Source organism: Rhizobium sp. No.120, from assembly GCF_054558365.1.
In genome coordinates, this window is record NZ_BAAJNQ010000006.1 from 62295 (window position 1) to 74847 (window position 12553).

Sequence of the window (12553 nt, forward strand, 5' to 3'; positions counted from 1 at the left end):
GCCGCCGGGAGCAATTAGAAATGTCATTCCGCAATCGTACTCATGATCCCCGCGCCCAGGCAGCGATCCTGCTTGCTCCGGCCATGCTGATCTATGCGATTTTCGCGCTCTATCCGATGCTGAACGTGGTGGTGCTGAGCTTTCAGAAATGGAACGGCCTCGACCCGCAGCGCCCCTTCGTCGGCCTTGCGAACTATCAATATATCTTCACGCAGGATCCCGTCTTTTGGGTTGCCTTCCGCAACACGGTGATCTGGACGATCATGTGCGTGATCTTTCCGCCCATGATCGGCCTCTTGCTCGCGCTGAGCCTCAATCAGAAACTCTTCGCCCGCAATACCTTCCGGGCCATCTTCTACCTCCCTGTCATTATCGCCCCGATCGCGGTCGCGACGATGTGGAAGTGGATGTACGATCCCTTCTTCGGTCTCTTCACCGAAATCCTGACTTCCATGGGGCTGCAGGACTGGATTCAGGACTGGCTCGGCGACAAGGATATCGCGCTCTATTCGGTCTTCGCCGCCTATCTCTGGCAATCCGTCGGCTTTTCCATGGTCCTGTTCCTCGCCGGCCTACAAAATGTCTCGCAGACGCTTGTCGAAGCCGCCCGCATCGACGGCGCCGGGCGTTGGAACATCTTCCGTTACGTCACCCTGCCCGCGCTGCGCACGACGCTGACTATTGTTCTGGTATTATCTATTATTTCCTCCTTGAAGGCCTTCGACATTGTCTACGGCCTGACCGGGGGCGGGCCGGCGCAATCGACGCAGATGCTGGCTCTATGGGCCTTCACGCAGGCCATGCAGATATTCGATTTCGGCCGTGGTGCCGCGATCTCGGTCGTCCTGCTGCTCATCACCATCGCCATCGTCATTCCTTACCTGCGCTGGACGCAAAAGCATGAGGAGGCCGAACAATGACGGCAGCATCGGCAACATCCATGTCGGACGACTTCGAAACGATTGCACCGGCAAAGCGCAAGCGCGATCCCGTCCTGATCGGCCTATGGATAGCATTGCTGGTGGTCGCCGCGATCTGGCTCGCGCCTTTCGTCTTCATCGTCTTCACCTCGCTGAAAACGCAGGCTGATGTGACGTCGACCGGCGCCTTCATGCCGCCGCTCGATCCGGCTTTCGAGAATTATTCGAACGCCTGGGGTCGCGGCAATTTCGCCAATGCCTTCCTGAACAGCACCATCATTACCGTCATCAAAGTGCCGCTCGGGCTTATCCTCTCGGCAATGGCCGCCTATGCGCTTGCCAAGATCCGCCTGCGGTTCGGCAAGTTGCTGCTGCTCCTCGTCGTTTTCGGCACCATGATCCCCTTCCAGGTCATGCTGGCGCCGCTGTTCACGCTGGTCAATTCGCTGGGTTTGATCGACACCTATCCGGGCGTGATCCTGCCCTATATCGCCTTCGGCGTGCCCTATCAGGTGTTCATTCTCCACGGCTTCTTCAAAGGCATTCCGAAGGAACTGTCGGAAGCTGCCCTGATCGACGGTGCAAGCCATTTCACCATCTTCAGGCGAATTTTCCTGCCCGTCTGCCTGCCGGTGCTCGCCGCGCTGCTGATCCTGGATTTCGTTTCGACATGGAACGAGTTCGCAATGGCGCTCGTGCTGCTGCAGGATCAGCACATGTGGACGCTGCCGCTCGGGCTCATGTCCTTCCAGGGCCAGTTTTCCAATGATTATGGGCAGTTGAACGCGGCGATCGTCATGACCGTGCTGCCGGCCACCATCGTTTATCTGATCTTCCAGCGCTACTTCGTCTCCGGCCTCACCTCCGGCGCGGTCAAGGGCTGAGCGGTCGGACCATCCATACATCTTCCGAGGAGAACATCATGTCCAACGCGTCCGTCGAAAAATGGGGAGTCTTCGAAGCGGCCTTCAACGGCCCTTCCGGTGGCAATCCCTATCTCGATGTGGCATTCGATGCCGTCTTCAGCCAGAACAGCCGCGAGGTACGCGTGCCCGGCTTCTATGATGGCGACGGTGTCTATCGCGTTCGCTTCATGCCCGATAATGAGGGTGAGTGGTCGTTCCGCACACGCTCGAAGACATCGGAACTGGAGGGCAAGACCGGCTCTTTCGTTGCCACCAAGCCGTCGGAAGGCAACCACGGCCCCGTGCACGTCCGCAACAAGTTCCACTTCGCCTATGCCGACGGCAAGCCTTTCCTCCCCTTCGGCACGACCTGCTACGCGTGGACGCACCAGTCGCTGGAGATGCAGGCCCAGACGCTCGAAACGCTGAAGAAATCGCGCTTCAACAAGATTCGCATGGGCGTCTTCCCCAAGGACTATCCCTATAACGTCAACGAGCCTCTCTACGCCTGCTTTGAAAAGGGCGCGGACGGCAAGGAAGACTTCGATCGGCCGAATCCCGTCCTCTTCCGCCATTTCGAGACCCAGGTCGCAGCCCTCTGCGATCTTGGCATCGAAGCCGATATCATCATGTTCCACCCTTACGATCGCTGGGGCTATGCCGATATGTCGGCAGAGCAGGATTTCCGCTACGTCGCCTATCTCGCGGCGCGCCTTGCCGCCTATCGCAATGTCTGGTGGGCGCTTGCCAACGAGTACGACTTCCTTCTCGACACCAAGCCGCTGCAACAGTGGGACCGCTATTTTCACATTCTCGAAGAGAACGATCCCTATGGCCATCTGAAGTCGATCCACAACGGCGAGCCGACGATGAACTTCGATCATCGCAAGCCGTGGGTCACGCATACTTGCATCCAGAACTGGGACGTGAAGCGCACCCAGGAATGGCGCGATGCCTACGGCAAGCCCGTGGTCAACGACGAGCCGGAATATGAAGGCAATATCATTCAGTCCTGGGGTAACCTGACGGCGCAGGAGCTGGTGCATCGCTTCTGGCTTACTGTGACGCGCGGCGGCTATGCCGGCCACGGTGAAACCTATTCGCATCCGGAGGATCTCATCTGGTGGGCCAAGGGCGGCGAGCTGCGTGGCGAAGCCTGGAAGCGCATCGGCTTCCTGCGCGATCTCCTGGAGCAGGATGTGGTCAACGGCCTCGAACCCATGTCCTCTTACGGCGAATGGCCCTGGACCCGCGTTTCCGGCGCACGCGACGGTGATGTCAGTTACATCTATCTCGGCGAGCACCAACCTGTCATCTGGTCCACCGGGCTACCCAAGGATGGGACCGATTATGATGTCGACATTATCGACACATGGGAAATGACGGTCACGCCGGCGAAAAAGGTGGAAGCGCCGATCCCGCATCCGACGCGCCACGGCGCGATCGTGCGCGGCGGCAAGGCGGACGCCGCTTTCGGTGTGGAGCTACCGGGCAAGCCTTACCAGGCGCTCCGCATCCGCAAGAAGCATTGATCGATTTCAGGGAAAGAATGTCATGTCCGGATTGACCATCAAGAACGTCAGGAAGTCCTACGGCGCGGTAAACATCATCCATGGCGTCGATGTGGAGATCTCGGACGGCGAATTCGTCATACTCGTCGGGCCTTCGGGCTGCGGCAAATCCACGCTGCTACGGATGATTGCAGGGCTTGAGGATATTACCGGCGGCGATATCTCGATCGGCGGGCGGGTCGTCAACGACCTGCCACCGAAGGATCGCGATATCGCCATGGTCTTCCAGAACTACGCCCTCTATCCGCAGATGACGGTGGCGCAGAATATGGGCTTTGCGCTGCAGCTTGCCGGCGCGAAGCGCACCGAAATCGATCAGAAGGTCGGCGAAGCCGCCAAGATCTTGGGCCTGCAGCCATTATTGGATCGCAAGCCCGCTCAGCTTTCCGGCGGCCAGCGCCAGCGCGTCGCCATGGGTCGCGCCATCGTGCGCGATCCGAAGGTCTTCCTCTTCGATGAACCGCTTTCCAATCTCGATGCCAAGCTGCGCGTCAAGATGCGGGCCGAAATCAAGGCACTGCATCAGCGCCTGAAGACGACGATCGTTTACGTGACGCATGATCAGATCGAGGCCATGACCATGGCCGACAAGATCGTCGTGCTGCAGGGTGGGAAGGTCGAGCAGATCGGCTCACCGCTCGAGCTTTACGACCGGCCGAGAAATGTCTTCGTCGCCGGCTTCCTCGGTTCTCCGGCCATGAATTTTCTCGAAGGCAAGCTTACCGGCGGTGCCTCGCCGGAGTTGATATTGCCAACAGGCACGCGTATCCAACTGGCCAGCGCTCCGGCTCAATCGGAGGGTCGGGAGGTTGTTCTCGGCATACGTCCGGAGGATATCTCGTTTGCCAAGGAGGCCGGCGTCAGTGCAACGGTGACCGTCGTCGAACCCACCGGCTCCGAAACGCATGTCGCGCTCGATCTGGAGGGCAAGGAATTGACCTGGGTGATGCGCGAACGAGCCGAACTCGTGCCGGGCCAGACAATTCAGATCTCGCTCAAGACGCCGAACCTGCACTTCTTCGACAAGGCCAGCCAGCAGCGACTATAGGAGAAGGCAATCGGCTGACCTAAATCACTCGGCTGCGCGCCTTTGAGTACCGTTCATGACCGAAAAAACGCGCCTTACAAAAGCGTCACCGTCGAACTGCCGCGCGGCTCCCTCGGTTACATGATCAGGGCGATCGAATATGAATGTCTCGATATTGACGACCGGCAAATTCAGCCGCGTCCGCACGTCTCCGATCATCGCGGTATGCGTCACCACAAGGTGACAACCGGTTGGATCGAACCATTCCTGAAGGCCGGCCGTCGGTATGGCTGCGACCGTCAATCCCTGTTGCGACAGAAGCGAACTGATGCGCGAGGCAATTTGCTGATTATCCAGACAGATCAGCACATCGGTCCGCGAAGGGGACGGCGCACGGTTAGCCAGCATCAAACACCTCTCGTTCACACATAAGCCGAATATAATGATTCGGCGCGTAACATGGTGTTATAACTTGTTACATTTTGTTTCAAAATTAAGGCGGTTTCCACAGCCATAGCGCGGCGGCGGAACATCACTTATCACTCGAGGCATTCATGATATCGCGTTGATATAATGAATTTATTGCGAAACTTCGCAAATGTCTGATGTGGCAACCCGGCTAAAGTCGGCAATCCCCGCCGTCTCATAGAAGCGAGCAATAGCGCAGCGCATCGTAAATCGCCGCATGAATATTGCGGCTTGCGATTGCATCACCGATGCGGATCAGATCGAAGGAACCGGCTTCGCTTTTGACGGGTAGCGGTGGTCGGCGGGCGATCAATGCGGGATAATCGACGGCGCCGAGATTGCGCGATAACGGCTTCAGCTCAAGGTAAAGCTCATCATTCGCCACGGTGCCGTGCTCGACGACGACCTGGGACACCCTGCGTTCCCATTGCGTGCTCTCTGAGAAATCGGACCCGAGAACCGCGATCAATGCATTGCCGTCGCGCCGCACAGATTTCAGCCGCGTATTGATCGTCACACGGACATTCTTCTCTGCAAAGGTCTTGGCATAGGGCACATGGTTCATGCCGCCCATCTCCGGCGCGAAGAAGCGCTCCGGCGAAACGAGTTCCAGTTCGGCACCGCCATTGGCGATGACTTCGGCCGCCGACATGCCCGGATGTCCACCATTGTCGTCATAGAGCAGGACCTGCCCCTCGGCCTTCACTGCGCCGGCCAGAATATCCCAGGAGGAGGTGACGAGGCTGTCGCCGCTCTCCAGCTCGGGAGATTGCGCGATACCGCCCGTCGCCACAACGACGAGATCGGGTTCGAACGCAAGGACGTCGTCAGCTCCCGCATAGACGTCGTAGTGGATCGTGACGCCCAACCGCTCCAGCTCCGCCAGCCGCCAATCGATGATGCCGATCATCTCCTTGCGGCGCGGGTTGCGCGTGAGCAGATTCACCTGTCCGCCGGCCTTGCTGCCCGCCTCCAGCACGTCGATCTTATGGCCGCGCTCGGCCAGCACACGCGCCGCTTCCAGGCCCGCAGGCCCGGCGCCAATGACGACAGCCTTGCGCGATACCGCTGCGCGCTCGATCCGATGCGGCATCTCGGCCTCGCGGCCGGTAGCCGCATTATGAATACAGAGCGCCTCGCCACCCTCATAGATCCGGTCGAGACAGTAGGTCGCGCCGACGCAGGGGCGAATATTGGCCTCCTGCCCGGACATTACCTTGTTGACGATGTGAGGGTCGGCGATATGGGCGCGCGTCATGCCAACCATATCGAGCTTGCCTTCCGCGATTGCATGACGCGCGGTGGCGACATCGCCGATGCGGGCGGCGTGGAAGACTGGGAATTTCGTCGCCGCCCTCACCTCGCCGGCAAAATCGAGATGCGGTGCCGACGCCATCCCTTGGATCGGAATGACATTGTCGAGCGCCGCGTCGCTATCGATATGGCCGCGAATGATATTGAGGAAATCAATATTGCCGGAGGCCACCAGCCGCCTGGCAATCTCGACGCCTTCTTCACGAGAAAGCCCCTTTTCCCAGTCCTCGTCAGCTACCATGCGCATGCCAACGATGAAATCCGGGCCAACCGCCTTGCGGATGGCCTGTGTCACCATCATCGAGAACCGCGTGCGGTTTTCTAGGGAACCGCCGAATTCATCGTCTCGCCTGTTGGTTGCCGGTGACCAGAAACCGTCGGTCAAATGGCCATAGGCCTCGATCTCGATACCATCCAGGCCAGCCGCCTGCATGCGTTGTGCCGCCGCGGCAAAGTCCTCAATGATGCGCTCGATATCCCAATCTTCCGCCGCCTTCGGAAAGGCACGATGCGCCGGCTCCCGGATCGGCGATGGTGCCAGTACCGGCAGCCAGTCGCCCTTGTTCCAGCCGGTGCGGCGGCCCAGATGGGTCAGCTGGATCATGACAGCAGCCCCGAACTCATGGCAGTCGTCGGCAAGCGTCTTCAGCCAGGGCACGATCTCATCGCGATAGGCATGGAGATTGCCGAAGGCCGGCGGCGAATCGGCCGAGACGATCGCCGAGCCCGCCGTCATCGTCAGCGCGATGCCGCCCTTTGCCTTCTCGCGATGATAGAGCCTGTAACGATCCGTCGGCATGCCGCCTTCCGAATAGGCCGGCTCGTGCGCCGTCGACATGATGCGATTCTTCAGCGTCAGGTGCTTGAGCTGATAGGGCTGGAGCAAGGGATCGTTGGAGGTCATGTCACTTTCATCGCTTTATGAAGTCGAGGCTCAAGCCGCTATCTTTGCTGAGAAGAGAGGTTATGGCTATAGCCCACTGACGAGTGCGCGACGGCGGCGGCTATGCCGCAGATCGATCGCGGTATGCCAGACGATCGTCGCGAAGATGATCGCCCCGCCGACAAAAGTGGCAACCGGCGGCATCTCGGAGAAGAAGAGCCACACCCAGAAAGGCGTCAGCACGATTTCCATCGAGCTGATAAGCGCAGCGTCGGCGGCAGGCATCTTTCTTGATCCGAACAGGAAAAGGACGAAAGCGAGCGCAAAATTCGTCGCCCCGAAAGCGGCGAGCAGAAGCCAGTTGTGAACGTCCACCGAGCTTGTCGAGGCAAACGGCACGAAGACCACGAAGGTCAAAAGCCCGCTGACGACGCTCGACGGCAGGATCGGAATGCTGGGGTCCATGCGTGGGATGACGATGATGAGGGCGAAGGTAACAGTCATGCCGAGCGCCAGCAGATCGCCAACGCCTGTACCGCCGCCAATCGAAGATGCGACAATGACTGCAACGCCAATGAGGCAGATACCGCCGGCCACCAATGTGCGCTTCGCGACCCGCTCCTTCAGCATGGTCCAGCTGAGGAAGGCGGCGATGAATGGCGCCGTCGCATAGATCATGGTCACATTTGCGACCGTGGTCATGTAAAGAGCACCGATGAAGCATGCCTGGCTGATTGTCTGGCAGACCAGCATCGCCAGCCCGGCGGGATGAAAGATCGATGCCCATTGCCTGCGCGAAAACCCGCCTTCGAGGAAAAAGCTGGGAATCAGCAGAAACAAGCCGCCGAACAGCGACCGCCAGGCGATCGCCGTCCATATGTCCGTCGTCAGCAAGCGCGCATAGATGCCACTGCAGCTCCACGCGAGCATTGCCGTAGCCACGAGTACGACGCCCCGCTCATAATCGCTGGCAAGAGCGGAGCGGGTTGGAAGCTGGAATGTCATTTATAGACTCGAGGAACGAAGCAGAAGGAACGCTCCTGTGTGCGCCGATATTTGACATCAGGCAAACGAATAGTAGAGATAGTAGCTATCAGAAATATTTGTGACCGCAATGCGTGAACCCATTGAGAGCGACCTTCTGCGGACGTTCCTCGTCATTAGCGAGACGTCCAATTTTTCCACGGCCGCTCAAAGGATCGGCCGCACGCAATCGGCCGTCAGCGCTCAGATCAAGCGGCTCGAAGATACGATCGGCGAAACGCTCTTCGAAAGGAGTGCCCGGGGCGCCGTCCTCACCCGAGCCGGTACCCAATTGCTGCCCTACGCACAGCGCGTGATCGAACTCCTCAACGAGGCGGCGGCGAATATTCGCACCAAGCCACTCGACGGGCCGGTGCGGATCGGGATTCCAGAGGAATATAGCCAGACTGTGTTGCCGGCGGCCCTGGCGGCCTTTGCCATCAGGCATCCGGCGGTCGAAGTCACTGTCTCCTGCGATTACACGGCGCATAATCTGGCCGCGCTGGAAAAAGATGAGCTGGACCTAGCCGTTGTTTTCGATTGGAGCAACCAGAACAAGGGCGAAGTTCTCTGCATCGACCCCACGGTCTGGGTGACATCCATGGTGCATCGCCTGCATGATGCCATGCCGCTGCCTGTCGCCACCTATCGCAATTCGACATGGGCGCGCGATTTCGCCTTGCGCTCGCTGGAGCAGCAAGGCCGCGCCTATCGGATCGCCTTCATCGCCGACACGAGTTCGGGCCTGAAGAATGCCGTCTCCGCCGGGCTTGCCGTGACCACGCTGTCGCGCAGCAACATTCCGCATGGCTGCCGCGAACTCACGAGTGACGACGGGTTCCCGCCTGTGGATTCATCACGTGTCGTGCTTCGACGCAATCCGTATCATTCGAGCGAAGCGATCCGGGAATTGGCTGAAATGGTGCGCGACGCCTTTCGCCCTATGTCGGCTCTGCTGCAGCCGTAATGCGCCGGCGCAGCCTGCGGCGCGTGCCGGACGGACTTTCTGAAAAGCTTGCGCGATAGCTGCGGGAAAAGGCCGATGCCGAATTGAAGCCTGTCATGGCTGCAATCTCGGCAAAGGAGGCTTTCGTCTCGATGACCTTGCGCCGCGCCGCATTGAGCCTCAACGCCAGATAATGCACATGCGGCGGCGCGCCGATGCTCTCCTGGAAAAGAGCCTGCAGATGGCGGGCGCTGACGCCAACACGGCGGGCGAGACGCGTGAGCACCAGCGGCTGCTCGATATGGTCCTCCATCAGGCGGATCGCCTGAGCAACTCGCGGATCGCGCATGCGCAAACCGGCCGTCGATGGCGAAAGTTCCGCCACACCCTGCGTGCTCGCCGGCTCGTAGATGAACAGACGACTCACCTCGAGCGCCAGTGAATAGCCTTGCCGGCGCCGGATGATCTCCAGCATCAGATCGACCGTCGGCAGGGACCCAGCCGTGGTGATCCGCTTGCTGTCGATTACGTAGCGATCCCTCACGGCGCGCACCTGCGGATAGGCGAGCGCGAAATCGTCGTAATCCTCCCAGTGAACGGCAGCAGAGACATTGTCGAGCAGGCTCGCCTCGGCAAGCAGCCACGTCCCGGACTCAATGCCGGCAACCATCGAACGATGGCGTGCGGCTTGCGACAATTGCATTTTCAGCGCCTGCGTGGCGCTGCGCCGCCAATTATAGCTGGCGAGCACGAAAAGCGGTGCGGTATCCGAGCCGGAACGAAAGCCAGAACATGCGGGCACCGGAATAAGGCTCGTCGTCTCCGCGGGAGAGCCGTCCGGCGTGAAAAGGCGCCAGCGATAAAGCTCGGCTCCGGAAATGCGATTGGCCCCGCGCAAAGGTTCGATCACCGACGCGATCAGAAGCAAGTTCGTCTCCGGAAGGATCAGGAGGTCGATGTCGAGTGTCTCATTGGCCGATGTCAGCATCCCGCATTCCTTCAAGCGTTCCGAAACTGTATCGAATGCTTCCGATAATGCAAAGCATGAAGGCGCGCCATGGCTCGTAATGTCCTCAATACGAGGGAGAACAAAAATGCCTCTTGCGATGAATCGTGATGTCTTCATCACCTGTGCCGTAACCGGCGCCGGCGATACGGTTTCCAAATCCAGCCATGTTCCGGTCACTCCCAAGCAGATCGCGGAATCCGCGATCGACGCTGCCAAGGCTGGGGCGGCAGTGGTTCACTGCCATGTCCGCGATCCGGAAACGGGCGCAGCCAGCCGCCGCAACGAACTCTATAGGGAAGTCACGGATCGTATTCGTTCGGCAGACATCGATGTCGTGCTGAACCTGACGGCCGGCATGGGCGGCGATCTGATTTTCGGCGATGTCGAAAGCCCCCTGCCCCTCAATGCCAAGGGCACCGATATGGCCGGCGCCACCGAGCGCGTAAGCCACGTTGCCGAATGCCTGCCCGAAATCTGCACGCTCGATTGCGGCACGATGAACTTCAATCTTGGCGACTATGTCATGACCAATACGCCTTCGATGTTGCGGGCCATGGCAAAGAAGATGACCGATCTCGGCGTGCGGCCGGAGATCGAGGCCTTCGATACCGGTCATCTCTGGTTCGCCAAGCAGCTTGCCGAGGAGGGCTTGATCGAGGATCCGGTCCTCATCCAGCTCTGCATGGGCATCCCCTGGGGGGCGCCCGATGACCTCAACACCTTTATGGCGATGGTCAATAACGTTCCCAAAAGCTGGACCTTCTCGGCCTTTTCCATCGGTCGCAACGCCATGGCCTACCCGGCGGCGGCGATCCTCGCCGGCGGCAATGTCCGTGTCGGGTTGGAGGACAATCTCTACGCCGGCAAGGGCATGCTCGCGACCAACGCGCAGCTCGTCGAAAAGGCGGTGCAGGTGGTCGAAGGCATGGGCGCGCGCATCATCGGCCCCGAAGATGTCCGCAAGAAATTGAAACTGACGAAGCGCTGAGGCCCCGATGACCAAGATCAACAAGGCGGCCTGTATCGGCGGCGGCGTTATAGGCGGCGGATGGATCGCCCGTTTCCTGCTGGCAGGCATCGATGTCGATGTCTACGACCCGCATCCGGAAGCAACCCGCATCGTCGGCGAGGTTCTCGCCAATGCCGAAAAGGCCTATGCGATGCTAACCGGCGCACCGCTGCCGCCGCGCGGAAAGCTGACCTTCAGGGACACGCTGGAAGCGGCTGTCGCCGGCGCTGACTGGATCCAGGAAAGCGTGCCCGAGCGGCTGGACCTCAAGCGTAGCGTGCTGACGCAGATCGACGCAGCCGCAAAGCCGGATGCGCTGATCGGCTCCTCGACGTCGGGTCTTCTGCCGACCGATTTGCAGCGCGACATGCGCCATCCGGAGCGTCTGTTCGTCGCCCATCCCTATAATCCCGTCTATCTCCTGCCGCTCGTCGAAATCGTCGGCGGCGAGAAGACCAGCGCCGCGACCATCCAGGCGGCGATGGAACGACTGCCGCCGATCGGCATGAAGGGTGTACATATCGCCAAAGAGATCGAGGCTTTCGTCGGCGACCGCCTGCTGGAAGCCCTTTGGCGCGAGGCCTTGTGGCTGATCAAGGACGATATCTGCACCGTCGAGACGCTCGATGATGTCATCCGCTACTCTTTCGGCCTACGCTGGGCGCAGATGGGCCTGTTCCAGACCTATCGCATCGCCGGCGGTGAAGCGGGCATGCGTCACTTCCTCGCGCAGTTCGGCCCCGCCCTGCAGTGGAACTGGACCAAGCTGATGGATGTCGTCGATCTCGACGATGCCCTTGTCGAAAAGATCGGCCAGCAGTCGGACGATCAGGCAGATGGCCTGTCGATCCGCGAACTCGAGCGCATCCGCGACGAAAACCTCGTCGGCATCCTCCAGAGCCTGAAGGGAAGCCATGGCGGCAAGGGCTGGGGCGCCGGCAAACTGCTGAAGGATTTCGAGCAGCATCTTTGGGCCGCTGGCGGGGACAAGAAAGATGCGCCGGACATTACAAAGCCGCTGCGCCTGATCGATACCAAGGTGAGCCCGGCTTGGGTCGACTATAACGGCCATATGACCGAGCATCGCTATCTGCAGGTGTTCGGCGATACGTCGGATGCACTTTTGCGCCTGATCGGCGTCAATCTCGCCTATGTCGAACGCGGCCACAGCTATTACACGGTAGAGACCCATATCCGCCATCTCGGCGAGGCCAAGCTTGGGCAGGCCATCCATTCGACGGCGCAGATCCTCGGATCGGATGAAAAGCGGCTGCATGTGTTCCATGCACTGCATAACGGCGCCAGCGGCGAAATAATCGCTACGGCGGAACAAATGCTGCTGCATGTCGACGCGAAAGCAGGCAAAGCCGTTGCCGCACCTGAAGAGGTGCTGGCGAAGCTGAGGCCGATTTCTGCCGCGCATGCAACCTTGGCCATGCCGGAGGGAGCCGGCCGTCATGTGGGACAAAAACGCTAGG

11 protein-coding genes are annotated in these 12553 nt (G+C 59.9%); 7 read left to right on the forward strand and 4 right to left on the reverse strand.

What is annotated here, in order from left to right; genetic code table 11:
• Window positions 1-20 precede the first annotated feature (20 nt).
• Genes ACYJRZ_RS18530 through ACYJRZ_RS18545 form a run of 4 tightly spaced genes read left to right on the forward strand, consistent with a single transcriptional unit; the run spans window position 21 to window position 4444 of the window.
• Complete coding sequence (locus ACYJRZ_RS18530) at window positions 21-920, forward strand: carbohydrate ABC transporter permease (RefSeq protein ID WP_459461369.1); 900 nt, start codon at window positions 21-23, stop codon at window positions 918-920.
• Window positions 917-1804 (forward strand): carbohydrate ABC transporter permease, encoded by an 888-nt coding sequence (locus tag ACYJRZ_RS18535; RefSeq protein WP_459461371.1) that lies wholly within the window; start codon window positions 917-919, stop codon window positions 1802-1804. The genes ACYJRZ_RS18530 and ACYJRZ_RS18535 overlap by 4 nt, the downstream gene beginning before the upstream one ends.
• Window positions 1805-1842: 38 nt before the next feature.
• Window positions 1843-3357, forward strand: a complete 1515-nt coding sequence (locus tag ACYJRZ_RS18540; protein ID WP_459461373.1) for a DUF5060 domain-containing protein — start codon at window positions 1843-1845, stop codon at window positions 3355-3357.
• A gap of 22 nt (window positions 3358-3379) precedes the next feature.
• Window positions 3380-4444 carry an ABC transporter ATP-binding protein gene (locus tag ACYJRZ_RS18545; RefSeq protein WP_459461374.1) on the forward strand — a complete coding sequence of 355 codons (1065 nt, stop codon included), beginning with the start codon at window positions 3380-3382 and terminating at the stop codon, window positions 4442-4444.
• A gap of 24 nt (window positions 4445-4468) precedes the next feature.
• Here ACYJRZ_RS18545 and ACYJRZ_RS18550 read toward each other — a convergent pair whose 3' ends face one another.
• From ACYJRZ_RS18550 to ACYJRZ_RS18560, 3 genes are all read right to left on the reverse strand, one after another.
• Entirely contained in the window at window positions 4469-4831 is a 363-nt protein-coding gene (locus tag ACYJRZ_RS18550; protein WP_459461376.1) for a hypothetical protein, read from the reverse strand.
• Between the two features lie 235 nt (window positions 4832-5066).
• Window positions 5067-7109 (reverse strand): oxidoreductase, encoded by a 2043-nt coding sequence (locus tag ACYJRZ_RS18555; protein ID WP_459461378.1) that lies wholly within the window; start codon window positions 7107-7109, stop codon window positions 5067-5069.
• A 66-nt stretch (window positions 7110-7175) separates the two neighbouring features.
• Window positions 7176-8093, reverse strand: a complete 918-nt coding sequence (locus ACYJRZ_RS18560) for a DMT family transporter (protein ID WP_459461380.1) — start codon at window positions 8091-8093, stop codon at window positions 7176-7178.
• A gap of 109 nt (window positions 8094-8202) precedes the next feature.
• On the opposite strand from ACYJRZ_RS18560, the gene ACYJRZ_RS18565 reads away from it, so the two are divergent.
• A complete protein-coding gene (locus ACYJRZ_RS18565; RefSeq protein ID WP_459461382.1) occupies window positions 8203-9078 on the forward strand; it encodes a LysR substrate-binding domain-containing protein in 876 nt (291 codons plus the stop codon).
• Here the strand turns inward: ACYJRZ_RS18565 and ACYJRZ_RS18570 are convergent.
• The gene (locus ACYJRZ_RS18570) at window positions 9053-10045 is read right to left on the reverse strand and encodes a GlxA family transcriptional regulator (RefSeq protein WP_459461385.1); all 993 of its coding nucleotides are present in this window, start codon (window positions 10043-10045) and stop codon (window positions 9053-9055) included. The genes ACYJRZ_RS18565 and ACYJRZ_RS18570 overlap by 26 nt on opposite strands.
• Window positions 10046-10151: 106 nt before the next feature.
• Between ACYJRZ_RS18570 and ACYJRZ_RS18575 the strand changes: the two genes are divergently transcribed.
• Together ACYJRZ_RS18575 and ACYJRZ_RS18580 are read left to right on the forward strand one after the other, a co-directional pair.
• Window positions 10152-11054 carry a beta-keto acid cleavage family enzyme gene (locus ACYJRZ_RS18575; protein ID WP_459461387.1) on the forward strand — a complete coding sequence of 301 codons (903 nt, stop codon included), beginning with the start codon at window positions 10152-10154 and terminating at the stop codon, window positions 11052-11054.
• Window positions 11055-11061: 7 nt separating this feature from the next.
• Window positions 11062-12552, forward strand: a complete 1491-nt coding sequence (locus ACYJRZ_RS18580) for a carnitine 3-dehydrogenase (protein ID WP_459461389.1) — start codon at window positions 11062-11064, stop codon at window positions 12550-12552.
• Window position 12553 lies beyond the last annotated feature (1 nt).

Excerpts from the sequence above, each read along its gene's own strand:
- ACYJRZ_RS18560 (WP_459461380.1), bottom strand. The coding sequence starts at position 8,093 with ATGACATTCCAGCTTCCAACCCGCTCCGCTCTTGCCAGCGATTATGAG.
- ACYJRZ_RS18575 (WP_459461387.1), top strand. The coding sequence starts at position 10,152 with ATGCCTCTTGCGATGAATCGTGATGTCTTCATCACCTGTGCCGTAACC.
- ACYJRZ_RS18555 (WP_459461378.1), bottom strand. The coding sequence starts at position 7,109 with ATGACCTCCAACGATCCCTTGCTCCAGCCCTATCAGCTCAAGCACCTG.
- ACYJRZ_RS18535 (WP_459461371.1), top strand. The coding sequence starts at position 917 with ATGACGGCAGCATCGGCAACATCCATGTCGGACGACTTCGAAACGATT.
- ACYJRZ_RS18570 (WP_459461385.1), bottom strand. The coding sequence starts at position 10,045 with ATGCTGACATCGGCCAATGAGACACTCGACATCGACCTCCTGATCCTT.
- ACYJRZ_RS18540 (WP_459461373.1), top strand. The coding sequence starts at position 1,843 with ATGTCCAACGCGTCCGTCGAAAAATGGGGAGTCTTCGAAGCGGCCTTC.
- ACYJRZ_RS18545 (WP_459461374.1), top strand. The coding sequence starts at position 3,380 with ATGTCCGGATTGACCATCAAGAACGTCAGGAAGTCCTACGGCGCGGTA.
- ACYJRZ_RS18530 (WP_459461369.1), top strand. The coding sequence starts at position 21 with ATGTCATTCCGCAATCGTACTCATGATCCCCGCGCCCAGGCAGCGATC.
- ACYJRZ_RS18580 (WP_459461389.1), top strand. The coding sequence starts at position 11,062 with ATGACCAAGATCAACAAGGCGGCCTGTATCGGCGGCGGCGTTATAGGC.
- ACYJRZ_RS18550 (WP_459461376.1), bottom strand. The coding sequence starts at position 4,831 with ATGCTGGCTAACCGTGCGCCGTCCCCTTCGCGGACCGATGTGCTGATC.
- ACYJRZ_RS18565 (WP_459461382.1), top strand. The coding sequence starts at position 8,203 with ATGCGTGAACCCATTGAGAGCGACCTTCTGCGGACGTTCCTCGTCATT.